General features: G+C 29.3%; 9 protein-coding genes and 1 riboswitch. Of the genes, 2 read left to right on the top strand and 7 right to left on the bottom strand.

Going from position 1 to position 13,723, the window contains the following annotated elements; translation table 11 throughout:
• Positions 1 to 145 precede the first annotated feature (145 nt).
• A complete protein-coding gene (locus ACH36K_RS02635) occupies positions 146 to 1,621 on the bottom strand; it encodes a leucyl aminopeptidase (RefSeq protein WP_411169454.1) in 1,476 nt (491 codons plus the stop codon).
• A 417-nt stretch (positions 1,622 to 2,038) separates the two neighbouring features.
• On the opposite strand from ACH36K_RS02635, the gene ACH36K_RS02630 reads away from it, so the two are divergent.
• Positions 2,039 to 4,051: a penicillin-binding transpeptidase domain-containing protein gene (locus ACH36K_RS02630; protein ID WP_411169453.1), complete on the top strand. Its 2,013-nt coding sequence runs from the start codon at positions 2,039 to 2,041 to the stop codon at positions 4,049 to 4,051.
• A 73-nt stretch (positions 4,052 to 4,124) separates the two neighbouring features.
• Here the strand turns inward: ACH36K_RS02630 and ACH36K_RS02625 are convergent, their stop codons facing one another.
• From ACH36K_RS02625 to nrdD, 6 genes are all read right to left on the bottom strand, one after another.
• Positions 4,125 to 4,697, bottom strand: coding sequence for a xanthine phosphoribosyltransferase (locus ACH36K_RS02625; RefSeq protein WP_411169452.1), 573 nt, complete (start codon positions 4,695 to 4,697; stop codon positions 4,125 to 4,127).
• An 87-nt stretch (positions 4,698 to 4,784) separates the two neighbouring features.
• A riboswitch (purine riboswitch) is annotated at positions 4,785 to 4,886 on the bottom strand.
• 69 nt (positions 4,887 to 4,955) lie between these two features.
• Complete coding sequence (gene nrdG / locus ACH36K_RS02620; RefSeq protein ID WP_411169451.1) at positions 4,956 to 5,465, bottom strand: anaerobic ribonucleoside-triphosphate reductase activating protein; 510 nt, start codon at positions 5,463 to 5,465, stop codon at positions 4,956 to 4,958.
• An 18-nt stretch (positions 5,466 to 5,483) separates the two neighbouring features.
• Positions 5,484 to 6,764 (bottom strand): CapA family protein, encoded by a 1,281-nt coding sequence (locus tag ACH36K_RS02615; protein ID WP_411169450.1) that lies wholly within the window; start codon positions 6,762 to 6,764, stop codon positions 5,484 to 5,486.
• A 114-nt stretch (positions 6,765 to 6,878) separates the two neighbouring features.
• Entirely contained in the window at positions 6,879 to 8,801 is a 1,923-nt protein-coding gene (locus tag ACH36K_RS02610) for an aconitate hydratase (protein WP_411169449.1), read from the bottom strand.
• A 21-nt stretch (positions 8,802 to 8,822) separates the two neighbouring features.
• A complete protein-coding gene (nifV, locus tag ACH36K_RS02605) occupies positions 8,823 to 9,986 on the bottom strand; it encodes a homocitrate synthase (protein ID WP_411169448.1) in 1,164 nt (387 codons plus the stop codon).
• Positions 9,987 to 10,432: 446 nt separating this feature from the next.
• Complete coding sequence (gene nrdD, locus ACH36K_RS02600; protein ID WP_411169447.1) at positions 10,433 to 12,550, bottom strand: anaerobic ribonucleoside-triphosphate reductase; 2,118 nt, start codon at positions 12,548 to 12,550, stop codon at positions 10,433 to 10,435.
• Positions 12,551 to 12,877: 327 nt separating this feature from the next.
• On the opposite strand from nrdD, the gene ACH36K_RS02595 reads away from it, so the two are divergent.
• Positions 12,878 to 13,723 carry a DegV family protein gene (locus tag ACH36K_RS02595; RefSeq protein WP_411169446.1) on the top strand — a complete coding sequence of 282 codons (846 nt, stop codon included), beginning with the start codon at positions 12,878 to 12,880 and terminating at the stop codon, positions 13,721 to 13,723.

Here is a 13,723-nt window from a genome sequence, read left to right as displayed (position 1 = left end):
TTTTTCTATTAATATTATAACAAAATCTTTAGATTAAGCTTCTAAATATAAAAAACTCTATAGAGTAGACTTTTTAAATAGTCTGTTCTATAGAGTTTATTTTAAATTGCCAAAATCTCTATTTTATAGTGATTCTCAATTATAATTATTTACTTCTTCTCTTTATTAATTCATATAATGTATGAACTGGAGTTCCTGTTCCACCTTTTACTCCTAAATCACTGTTTTTTGATGCCCAAGCAGTTCCAGCTATGTCTAAGTGTAACCAAGGTTTGTCTTGAACAAAAGCTTCTATAAATAGTCCAGCTGTTATTGTTCCTGCAAATCTTCCACCACTATTTTTTAAATCTGCTATATCAGACTTAATTATTTTTTTATATTCATCAAAAGCTGGTAATTGCCAAACCTTTTCTCCAGTATATTCTGAAGCAGCTTTAAGTTCTCCATAGAATTTATCATTATTTGTAACAACTGCTGTTGTAGTTTCACCTAGAGCAACTAATGCAGCACCTGTTAATGTAGCTAAATCTATAACTTCATCAACATTTTCATTGTTAATTATATAATGAACTGCATCAACTAAAGTTAATCTACCCTCAGCATCTGTATTAACTATTTCTATAGTCTTGCCAGCCATAGATCCTATTACTTCACCTGGCTTGTAAGCTTCTCCAGATATTAGGTTTTCACATGCTGCAACAACTGCAATTACATTTATCTTTAATTGTCTTTTTGCAATAATTGACATCGCTCCTATAACTGAAGCTGCTCCACCCATATCATTTTTCATATCCATCATACTATCTGTTGGCTTTATTGAGTATCCACCTGAATCGTAAGTTAAACCCTTACCTACTAATCCAAGAACCTTATCATTATTGTCTTTATCTCCAAAATATCTCATAACTATAAGCTTTGGTTCTTTTGCAGATCCCTTAGCAACATTATAGAATGCTTCCATTTTTAATTCTTTAATTTTATCTACTCCATTAACTTCTACTTCAAATCCACTTTCAGTACCTAATTCAACTACCTTTTTAGCTAAAGTTTCTGGATAAATAATATTTGATGGCTCATTAACTAAGTTTCTAGCAATTATGATTCCATCTGCTATTTCTTTACCTTCATTAATAGCCTCTTCTATTTCCTTAGTAGCTTCCTTTATTCCACATCTTGCTATTGATACATTAAGTTCTTTTTCTTCCTTAGCATCTGTCTTGTATTTATTAAATGTATAGTTAGCTAATTTAGCAGAACAAGCCATAGATTTTATAATTTCCTCTAGCTTTATAGACTCTGTATGTGGAACTCTTAAGAATATATTATTAATTTTTAATTCTTTACTCTTTTTAATTCCTTTACCTGTAGCAGCTTTTATATTGTCTAAAGTTAAATTTTCTTCTTTTCCTAATCCAACTAATATTACAGTTTGTATATTATCATTAACTTCTCTAGTAAATGTATATAATTCTCCATTTTTTCCTTTAAATAATTCTTTATCTTCTGCAAATTTTATATTTTTATTTAGTTCATCATTTGAAACTCTAAGGTTATCTTCTAGTAAATATATAACTAGAGCATCAGCAGTTGAACAAGTTAAACTTTTATATGATATATTCATTTTATCACCTCACGTTAATTGTCTTTTAATCATAATACCATTATTATAAAATCTATTCAATGGATAACAATTATTATTTGTTTGAAAAAATATTTTATTCTAAAAAATTTTTTTAAATTTTCTGTATAAAAATTTTATTTGTGTAAATAATACTAATGTAGATACAAAACCTGTTTAATACAGGTCCCATCCCCCATTTATTTATAAAGCGCTTCGGCGCTTTTTTATTTTATAAAACAAAAACTCTGCTCTAATAAACATTTCTATTTAAATATATCATTAAAAAACTCAATAATTTCTTAAATTCTTTAGTAAATAATATTTTAATTCTCTTAATCGAATAATATTATGTAACTATATCCAATTAATGCTATAATTTATAATAACTGAATATTTTAAGAAAGGTAGATGAATTTAATGAAAATTAAAAAACTTATTATATTCCCTATATTATTATCATTAATAGTATTAATTAACGGGTGTTCTAAATTAGATAAAGCACAAAAAGCCCTTGATACTTACTCTGATAAATGGGTTCAAAGCGATTATAAAGGTATGTATGAAATGCTAACTAGTGATTCAAAATCAAACATATCTGAGGAAGATTTTATTAAACGATATACTAATATATTTTCTGCCATAGATGCTAATAATTTATCACTAGAAGTTAATGGTGATAAAGAAAAATCTGATGGTATCATAACTATTCCATTTAAATTAAAAATGAATACAATAGCTGGAGCCATTGAACTTACAGATTATAAATTAGTTCTAGTTAAAGAAGATAAAGAATATAAAATTAAATGGGATGAAAGTTTGATTTTCCCTCAAATGAATAAAGATGATAAGGTAAGAGTCAATACCTCTCTTTCAAAAAGAGGAAGCATATTAGATAAAGATGGAAACCCATTAGCTCAAGATGGTGTTATTAAAACTATAGGGATTTATCCTGCAAAATTTAACTTATCAAATGTAGATGCAAAAGTAACTGAAATTGCAAATATTCTAGATATAAGTGAAGAAAATATAAAAAGTAAACTTGATCAAAATACTGATCCTGAGCACTTTGTACCTTTAGTAGATATATTACCAGATGATTCTAAAATAGCTAAGGTTTTAAGTATAGACGATGAGGGAATATTAATAAAACAAAAGTCTGGTAGAGTCTATACTGGTGGAGAAGCCTTTGGCAGATTAATTGGTTATATTGGAAGTATAACTGCAGAAGAATTAGAATCAAATAAAGGTAAAGGTTATAGTGATACAAGTCTTATAGGTAAAGCTGGATTAGAACAAGTTTACGAAGAAACTTTAAGAGGAAAAGATTCCGCTGAAATATATATAGAAAGAGGAAAAGAAAAAATTACTATTGCTAATAAAGAAGGAGAAGATGGAAAAGATATTAAAACTTCTATAGATTCAGCTCTTCAAAGCAAGATATACAGTGAAATGACTGGTGAAAAAGGAGCTGCTACAGCTGTTAATCCTAAAACTGGGGAAGTATTAGCTATGGTTAGTGCCCCTTCTTTTGATTCTAATGTCTTTACAACTTATGTAACCAAAACTCAAAAATCAAAATGGGAAAAGACTAATAACGCTGATGAAATAAATAGATTTAATAAAATATATTCTCCTGGATCAACTATGAAATTAATAACTTCTGCAATAGGATTAGAAAATAAAGTTATAGATCCAAATCAAACAAGAGATATTAAAGGATTAGAATGGCAAAAAGATAGTTCTTGGGGTGACTTCAAAATTACTAGAGTAACTGATCCTGGTAAGCCTGAAAATTTAAAAGATGCGGTTAATCACTCAGATAATATTTATTTTGGACAAGTAGCTTTAGAACTAGGTAGTGATAAGTTTATAAATGGAATTAAAAACTTTGGTATTGGCGAAAAGTTAGCATTTGAATACCCTATGCAAGAATCACAAATTTCTAATGATGGTGCTTTAAGTAGAGAAATTTTATTAGCTGATACAGGATATGGACAAGGGGAAATAATGGTTACACCTTTGCATGTAACTTTAGCCTACAGTTCTTTAGCTAACAATGGAGATATAATGCAACCAAGGTTAGTAACAAGTGAAAATTCTGAAGCAAAAGTTTGGAAACAAGGTGCTATATCAAAAGATAATCTGCCTACATTAATAAATTCCTTTACTGCTTTAATAAATGATGTTGGTGCAACTATTCCAGATGGGGCTGTCCCAGGATTTAGATTGGCAGGTAAAACAGGTACTGCTGAAATAAAAAAATCTCAAGATGATACTACTGGAACTGAAAATGGTTGGTTCGTATCTGTTGATCCAGATACATCTAAAATTTCCTTATCAATGATTATTGAAGATGTTAAAGATAGAGGGCATAGCCACGTAACTGTTCCTAAAGTAAGAAATGTTATGGAATATTATCTAAATAGATAGAACTAAAGCAGTATATAGACAAACACTATATACTGCTTTTTATTAAAATTATTTTTAATTATTAGTCTATATATTATTTAAATATTACCTTATTATCCTCAAATTTATCAATTATAGCTAGTGATTCAACACGAGCTCCCATATCTTCTAAAACGCTTCTTCCTTCTTGGAAGCCTTTCTCTATAACTATTCCAACTCCAATTAAGTTAGCACATGATTGTTTTACTATATCTATCATCCCTTTAGCAGCACAACCCTTGGCTAAGAAGTCATCTATTATTAGTATGTTTTCACCTTCATTTATAAATTGTTTTCCAACCCTAACTTTATAAGTCTTGTTTTTTGTAAAGGAATGGACCTCTGATTCATATACCTCTTTATCTAAGTTTAAACTTTCAGTTTTCTTTGCAAAAACTACCGGAACATAGTCAAAATATTGAGATGCTATAGCTGCTATACCAATTCCTGAAGCTTCAATTGTTAGTATTTTATCTATTTTTTGTCCATTAAATCTTTCTCTAAACTCTTGTCCAACCTCATTTAAAAACCTTATATCCATCTGGTGATTTAAAAAACAATCTACTTTTAATATATTTCCTTCTCTAACTTTTCCTTCTTTTAGGATTTTTTCTTTTAACTTTTCCATATAATTATCCCCTTTATTACTTAATGATATAGTATTCTCAAAAGCTTGTCTTCCTCAGCAATTCATGTAATAAAGCCAAATAAATACATGGCAACAATTGAATTTCGTAGTTAGGATATTTACGGTTTCCTAGTAGAAACACTTGAACCATATTTTCAAGCATATACGAATACTATTTATATCTTTTTGATTTATTATAGCATTCATATATAAAAAATATCAATAAACTATTTAAATTACAAATTTTAACCAATGGTATTAATAATCTAATGTATATAATTTATTTTCATTTAAGCTTTTTTTAACATCTACTATTCTTTGATTGGTAGAACCTCTAAATCTTAATCCATCTTTTAACTTATCTTTTTCAAATTTACCATCTACTAAAACATCTATGTTTTCAATTAGATCTCTCCATCCATTTTTAGCACTCAAGTTATTAATTATATACTCAAATGTATATCCTGTATAACTCCATACATTAATGTTGTTTTCCTTAAATTTTTTAGCCATATATGCAAACTCTTCTGCTCTCTCAAAAGGATCTCCTCCACTAAATGTTACTCCTTTAATAATAGGATTATTTAGTACATCTTCAATAAGACTATCAATATTTTTTTCTTCTCCACCATTAAAATCATGAGTATCAGGATTAAAACATCCCTCACAGTTATGCTTGCATCCTTGAGAGAAAAATACTCTTCTTATTCCAGGCCCATTAACTAAACTTTCATAAGCTATACCAGAAAGCCTTATACTACCTTTCATATATAACATCCCCTTCTTCTATTCTCTTAGTTTTATTTTATCATTATAATTCTCTATTATTACTTTAGTTCTGTTAAAGGATTCTACTACTCTTACTTTACCTTCTTCTGTTAAATACTCAGCATTATTAATAGTTGCTGGAACAACTTCATAAAATAAATTTCCATCTTTATCATACCAATTAACCCAAGTTGGTATATATGTTGGATATTTTACTTTTATTTCATTCTTATCTATATTCTTGCTTATTTTTACTGATACTATAACACCATCTTCTGTATATGGATTTTGTATTCTTTCGGTTCTTTGGCTAGACAGAAAATTTCCCATGGAATATATTACTGCTGTTTCTTTAGTACCATCACTAGACTTTAAAATATCTATAGGTTGTAATGAATGTGGATGAGTACCAAATATTATGTCTACTTTTTCATTAGCTAAAAATTGAGCAATCTTCTTTTGAGTATTATTTGGCTCTAACTCATATTCATCTCCCCAATGCATATAAAACATTATAACCTCTGCTCCAGAGCTTCTCATATCATTTATCTGATCCTTCATTTCTTGTAAATCTAAATCTAATGTATCTTCTCTAAATGTATTCATTAATGGATATATATCCTGAGGAATAACTGCTCCATTTAATCCTCTAGCTCCCCCCTCAGCCGTCATAGTGTAGCTATAAGAGATAATCCCAATTTTAATACCATTAACATCTTTTATTGTATACCTATTTTCATTAGTATTTCCTCTTGTTCCTATTATATCAAAACTTCTATCTTTTAAGATCTCTCTAGTTCTATTAAAGCCTCTTACATCTCTATCTAAGGAGTGATTATTCATATTATTAACTACATCTACTCCAGCCCATTTCATTGCATCAGCCAATTCGTCTGGTGCATTAAAACTTGGATAGCCTGAATAGCCATAATTCTCAATACCAGAAAGGGTTCCCTCCAAATTTGCAATAGTTAAATCAGCATCATTTAGATAATTTTTTACATATTGAATAGTATTTTTAAAATCATATGTGTTATCTTTATTATTATACTGGGTTTCTAATATCTCCTTATGTATTAAAAAGTCTCCTGTTGCAACCACTTCAATAGCTTTTATATTATCTTCCTTTTTAATAACATCTTTCGCTATATCCTTGTCTATATTTTCATTATCTGAGTTTTCTAAAATAGTGTTATGTTTACTTAATAATACCTGGAATTTAGATATGCAAAATATTCCTGATATGATTATAATAATTGTAACCATTAATAAAATTAAAACTTTTCTTCTTCTCATCATAAACATCCCCTTTTTTTACATATTTTAACTTAATTATATAACATTAAGTATAAAGTAAACATACTATTAGGCAAAAAAAATTGCATGTATTCTCACATGCAATTTTTTTTATATTTAACTATTTAATTTAACATAATTTAATCTTCCACCAGCTTTTATTACATCTACCTCTTTATCTGTTAAATTAACATATACATTAAAACTGGTACCGTTACTTAAATTTTTTATTCTAGCCTTCCCATTTACTAAAGCTGCTTTGATGTCATCCACAATTAGCTCATCTAAAAGATTTGCTTTATTATAATCAACTTCTGCTTCAAACTCCATAGGAATAATTCCATTATTAACCAAATTAGCTTTATGAATTCTTGCAAAAGATTTTGCTATTACAGCTTTAACTCCTAAATATAGCGGTGCTAATGCTGCGTGCTCTCTGCTAGATCCTTGTCCATAGTTATTTCCAGCAACTATTATACCTCCATTATTTTCTTTAGCTCTCTTAGGGAATCCTTCATCTAATGTATTAAAACAGTATTCTGCTAAATAAGGTATATTAGACCTAAATGGTAGTAATTTCGAGTTAGATGGCATTATATGATCTGTTGTAATATTATCTTGTACTTTTATAATCACTTTACCTTTTACATTCTCTCCTAACTCTTTATTTACAGGGAATGTCTTTATATTAGGTCCTCTTACAACTTCTACATCATCACCATTTTCTGCCGGCTCTATTATCATAGAATCATCAATCAAAAATTCTTTTGGCATTTTTACTGTGATATCTATATCTAGTTCCCTCGGATCTGTAAGAACTCCATTTATTGCAGAAACTGCTGCTGTTTCTGGACTAACTAAATATACTTTAGCAGATAATGTTCCACTTCTACCATAGAAGTTTCTATTAAAAGTTCTTAATGATACACCATCAGTTCCTGGTGCTTGTCCCATTCCTATGCATGGTCCACAAGAATTTTCTAATATTCTTGCTCCAGCACTTATTATATCACCTAACGCTCCATTCCTAGCTATCATTTCCATAACCTGCCTTGAGCCTGGAGTTATAACTAAGCTTACATCTTTATGAACCTTTCTTCCATTTAATATTTTTGCTACTTTCATTAAATCCTCATAAGAAGAATTTGTACAGCTTCCTATAGCTACTTGATCAATTTTTATTTTTCCAATAGATTCAACCTCTTCTACATTGTCAGGACTATGAGGTTTAGCAGCTAAAGGCTTAAGGTTATTTAAGTCTATTGTAATTTCTTCATCATATAATGCGTCTTCATCAGCTTTAAACTCTACCCAATCTTTTTCTCTTCCTTGTGCCTTAAAATACTCTAAGGTCTTTTCATCACTTGGAAATATAGATGTTGTTGCTCCAAGCTCTGCACCCATATTGGTTATAGTCGCCCTTTGAGGTACTGAAAGAGTTTTAACTCCATCTCCTGAATATTCAAATACTCTGGAAACACCGCCTTTAACTGTAAGTCTTCTAAGAACTTCTAATATTATATCCTTAGCTGCAACCATTGGCTTTAATTTGCCAACTAAGTTTATTTTACAAACTTTCGGAGTTGTTATATAGTAGGCTCCTCCCCCCATTGCTAAAGCCACATCTAATCCACCTGCTCCCATTGCAAGCATTCCAACCCCTCCAGCAGTTGGTGTATGACTATCTGAACCTATGAGAGTGTCCCCTGGAACTGAAAATCTTTCTAGAAATACTTGATGACATATACCATTACCTGGTTTTGAAAAATAGACCCCATACTTTGATGCTACAGTTTGTATAAATTTATGATCATCAGCATTTTCAAACCCTTGTTGAAGCATATTGTGATCAATAAAAGCTACGGATTTTTTTGTTTTTACTTTATCTATCTCCATGGCTTCTAATTGTAAATATGCCATTGTTCCTGTTGAATCTTGAGTTAATGTTCTATCTATTTTTATACCTATTTCTTTTCCTGATTCTATCTTTCCTTCTACTAAATGACTTTTTAAAATCTTATAAACTAAGTTATGCCCCATTTATTTATTGCCCCCTTTTAATTAATTGCTTTGTTCTTCACTTAGCCTTAAATATTCTTTATATATTTGAACAAGTTCTTTATCAAATAAGCTTCTCTTAAGCCTTACCGATGTTGCTCTTACCATCTCAAGTATAACTTGAGCAGATTTTTCATCTAAATTTACCCCATATTCTTTAAACTTATTTACTACTCCAGCTTTTCCTGAATGCTTACCTATAATAATTTGTCTTTCTAATCCAACTATTTTAGGATCAAAAGCTTCATAGTTTCTAGGATTTTTTATTGCCCCATCTGCATGTATTCCTGATTCATGCCTAAACATATTGTCTCCAACTATAGCTTTCCATGAAGGCAATATTCTTCCTGATGCCCTAGAGACATATTCCGAAACCTCTCTAAACATAGTTGTATTTATATTTTTATCATAGTTATAAACAAACATTAAAGCCATTAGAACTTCTTCTAGAGCAGCATTCCCAGCTCTCTCTCCTAAACCATTAACTGTTACTCCAACATGTGATGCTCCAGCCATAACTCCTGCTATAGCGTTAGCTGTTGCCATTCCAAAATCATTGTGAGTATGCATTTCAATATTAAAATTAGTATTTGAATATAAGTGCTTTATATCTTCATTAATTTTAAATGGCTCCATTATACCTACTGTATCACAATATCTAAATCTATCAGCGCCAGCTTGTTTGGCTAGTTCAATAAATTGAACTAAAAACTCTCTATCTGCTCTTGATGCATCTTCCCCATTAACAGATACATATAAGCCATTTTTCTTAGCAAACTCTACTGACTTAACCATATTTTCAAGTACCCATTCTCTAGATGTCTTAAGCTTATGTTGTATATGAATATCTGATACTGATATAGATATAGCTACAGCATCTACACCACAATCTATTGACTCTTCTATATCCTTTATTACAGCTCTATTCCAAGCCATGATACTTGATTTTTTATTTCTTTTAACAATTTGCTTTATAGCTTTCTTTTCATCTCCACCCATTGTAGGTATCCCTACTTCTAACTGATCAACTCCTATGTCACTTAACATTTCAGCTATTGCTATTTTTTCTTCATTTGCAAAAACAACTCCTGCTGTTTGTTCTCCATCTCTTAAAGTAGTATCCACAATAAAAATTTCTTTACCATTATCTAAATTTTTAATGGACATATTCAATTTCCCCCTTTTCAAAAATAATTACTGCTTATTGCTAATTAACTTAACCCCAATTAATAAATGAATAAATTATACTTTTCCTATAATTATTATTACTAATTTTAGCATACACACTAACTTCAAACAAGTAAATTTCATCTGATTTTTATAAAAATTGCAAGTTTTTATAAATTTATTTCAAATAATGTAACCCAAACACCTAAAAGAAGGTTTGAGAATCATAAAAATGAAATATTTTATAAAAATCCTGCATTGTTAACTTAGTTCAAAAAAAAGATTGTAAATTTATTAAAACCTAAATTTACAATCCTCTACTTATATTTTTTAATATTTATAACTAATATTATCTTTAAATAAATTCTACTTAAAGAAAAAACTAATCTAATGTAGTACTATAATTTTTTTATAAATTTTAATACATATTATAGACTAACTGCATTTTATAAAACTTTATAGTTATTCTTCTTACTTCCTACATGAGATATTCTATCTGCTCTTTCCTCATACTTCCCAGGTCCAAATCTTTCATCTAAGCTTAAATAACCAGTTACTCTTGATACACCTTGTATATCGTCACTTCCACATTCAATACATTTTCTTTCACTACTATTTAAGTATTTTCCACAATTTTTGCAATATCTTATATGGAAATTTATTCCTAAATAACTTATGTTAGTATTTTTATACGCATAATTTAATATATCCATAATAGCTTCACCAGATGGACAATCATCTACTTCTATATAACTTATATGACCTGCATTACATAATTTGTGATAAGGTGCTTCTATATCAATCTTATCCTTTATAGATATTGGATAATTAACTGGTATATGAAAACTATTAGTGTAATAATCTTTATCTGTTATTCCTTTAATAACTCCAAAGGCCTTCTTATCCTTTTTTATAAATTTACCTGAAAGACCTTCTGCTGGTGTTGCATAACAACTCCAATTTAATTTTGTTTCTTCTGTTGATCTATCAATAAATGCTCTTATATAACTTATTATTTCAATCCCTAATTCTCTTGATTTAATATTTTCTCCATGATGATTTCCAGTTAAAGCAACTAATGTTTCTGTAAGGCCTATAAACCCAATTCCCCAAGTTCCTTGCTTTAATATTGGCTCTATTGAATCCTCTTGCGAAAGTCCCTCAGATCCCTTCATCAAGCCCTGACCTGCAACAAAAGGTAAGTCTTTAACCTTAAGCTTTTTCAAAATATCATATCTGTGTAATAAGGCTTCTTTAGCCAGCTCCAATCTTTTATCTAATATACTAAAAAATACTTGGATATTCCCCTTTGCCTGAATTCCTATTCTAGGTAGATTAATAGTTACTGGAGCTATATTACCTCTTCCCTTACAACCAGGCTCTCCGTTAACATTTTTCATTAAATAAGTTCTGCATCCCATAGTTGCTGGCATATATCCCATATCATAATACTCTTTATTGAAATCAGCATCTATATTCATAAATGTAGGATTCATTCTCTTAGCTGCAACTTTACAAGCTAATTGATATAAATAGTGGTACTTATCTCCAGGATCCCTATTTACACCTTCTTTTACTCTAAATATTATGTTTGGAAATATAGGTTGTTCTCCCTTACCTAATCCCTTTTCATACTCTAATAAGAATACTTCACATATTAATGCAGCATCTTCAGAGTTTGGTATTCCTAAGTTTATTGAGCTAAATGGAACCTGTGATCCTGCTCTTGAATGCATAGTATTTAAATTATATACGACTCCTTGCATAGCCTGATGCACTCTCTTTTTCAATCTTGCTTCTGTTAATGTCTCTATCTTTTCTTTATCTAAGCCAAGTTCCTCCAACTCTAGCATTAACTCTCTCCTTGTAGGCTCAACAAATATACCCAGGTCATTATCAAAGTCTGGATGTGACTGCCCTCCAAACATATCATTTTGAGTTGATTGAAGTAAAATACAAGAAAGTTCTGCCGCTGTTTCTATTCTTTTAGGTGGATTTATAGTGCCATATCCAGTATTAAATCCTTTTTCTAAAATCTCTCTAGTTGGTATGTGTAAACAATTAGTAGTTAAATTATAGCTATCTAAATCATGATAATATAAATCTCCATTTTCATGGGCCTTTGCTAAATGTTTAGGCATAACAGCTAAATTGTGCCACTTATTAGACTCTGATGCTATTCTTAGCAACTTAGAGCTAAAATTATTTCCAACATTAGCATTATCTCTATCTGTTTCTATTCCTATTTTTTCTATGGCCCTCATTAAATCCGATTTAATTGCTCTAACCTTAGTTCTTTCTTTTCTGTAATTAGAGTATGCCACTTTAATATTTTCATATTTACTATCAATCAATGCTTTTTCAACTAAGTTTTGAATTTCCTCAACAGTTACTTTTTCTTTTCCTGATAATTCTATATAGCTTATAACTTTTTTAACTATATCTAAAAGTTCAATATCCCTTAAATTAATTCCTATTTCATCTCCTGCTTTTTTTATCGCCGTAGCTATTTTTATTGAATCAAACGAAACCTCTCTACCATCTCTTTTTACTACATATAGCATTTATATAACCTCCGCCATACAATATATTGTATTTAATACTATTATTTATTATACTCTCTAAAAATATTCATATCAAATTATAGGGTACTCATATTTTATAGTTTTAATTTAATTTATGGTATTTTTCTCCTTTTATTTAAACTTTTCTTATAAGTAACTAAAAATTTATAGTAAAGATTCTTATTATAAAAAACTATATCAGTACTGATAACTAAAAATAGTATCAGTATTGATATATATATTTGATATGATATAATTAAATGTATATAATTTGAATATTTTGAGATTATAAAATTATGATTTTAATTTGATATCGGGAGGATTTTTATGCAAAAAATAGCATTATTAGTTGATAGCGCTTGTGATTTATCTCTTGAAATACTTAAAGAAAAAAATATAAAGTTACTACCACTTAAAATTATTTATTCTGATAAGGAATATAGAGATAAAATAGATATATCTGCTGATGAAATTTATAACAACTTAGAAAAAGAAGTTCCTAAAACTTCTTTACCAAGTGCAGACAATACAGAAGAAATTTTGGTTTCATTAGAAAATGAAGGATATACTCACGTTATTGCTGTAACTATGTCTAGTGGTTTATCTGGAACATTTAACTCTATAAGATTGGCATTAGAGGATCATCCTAATTTAACATCACATGTTTTTGACACTAAAATTTTGGCTATGCCAGAAGGTATCATTGCACTAGAAATTTCTAATTTAATTGAAAGTGGCAAAAGCTTTGAAGAGATAGTAGATTCTATACCAAAAATAAGAGAAAAAATTAGTGGATACTTTACTATAAATACATTAGAATACTTAAAAAGAGGCGGAAGAATTGGTAAAATTTCTGGTACAATAGGTGAAATGCTCAATTTAAAACCTGTTGTATCTGTTGATGAAGATGGTATTTATTATACTGTTTGTAAAGCTAGAGGAAGAAAACAATCTATACTAAAACTAACAAATATATTAAAGGATGAACTTGCTTTAGGACCTTGTAAGGTTTGGGTTCTCCAAGGTGGAGCTTTAGAAGAGGCTAAAAAATTTATGGAATCTCTAAAGTCATTAAAAAATATAGTTAACCTTGATATGTCTCAAATAAGCCCTGCTTTAGGTGTACATGGAGGACCGGGTTTACTTGGCCTAGCAATTCAAAAGGTTTATTAA

The sequence above is a fragment of the Clostridium sp. MB05 genome (genome assembly GCF_046581255.1).
Taxonomy (GTDB): Bacteria; Bacillota; Clostridia; order Clostridiales; family Clostridiaceae; genus Clostridium.
Note: the sequence above shows the minus strand (reverse complement) of the source record. Positions and strands in the feature narration are given on the sequence as shown.

What these genes read in the sequence shown, in the direction of transcription:
- ACH36K_RS02635 (WP_411169454.1), bottom strand. Translation starts at nt 1,621, where the DNA reads ATGAATATATCATATAAAAGTTTAACTTGTTCAACTGCTGATGCTCTA.
- ACH36K_RS02630 (WP_411169453.1), top strand. Translation starts at nt 2,039, where the DNA reads ATGAAAATTAAAAAACTTATTATATTCCCTATATTATTATCATTAATA.
- ACH36K_RS02625 (WP_411169452.1), bottom strand. Translation starts at nt 4,697, where the DNA reads ATGGAAAAGTTAAAAGAAAAAATCCTAAAAGAAGGAAAAGTTAGAGAA.
- nrdG (WP_411169451.1), bottom strand. Translation starts at nt 5,465, where the DNA reads ATGAAAGGTAGTATAAGGCTTTCTGGTATAGCTTATGAAAGTTTAGTT.
- ACH36K_RS02615 (WP_411169450.1), bottom strand. Translation starts at nt 6,764, where the DNA reads ATGATGAGAAGAAGAAAAGTTTTAATTTTATTAATGGTTACAATTATT.
- ACH36K_RS02610 (WP_411169449.1), bottom strand. Translation starts at nt 8,801, where the DNA reads ATGGGGCATAACTTAGTTTATAAGATTTTAAAAAGTCATTTAGTAGAA.
- nifV (WP_411169448.1), bottom strand. Translation starts at nt 9,986, where the DNA reads ATGTCCATTAAAAATTTAGATAATGGTAAAGAAATTTTTATTGTGGAT.
- nrdD (WP_411169447.1), bottom strand. Translation starts at nt 12,550, where the DNA reads ATGCTATATGTAGTAAAAAGAGATGGTAGAGAGGTTTCGTTTGATTCA.
- ACH36K_RS02595 (WP_411169446.1), top strand. Translation starts at nt 12,878, where the DNA reads ATGCAAAAAATAGCATTATTAGTTGATAGCGCTTGTGATTTATCTCTT.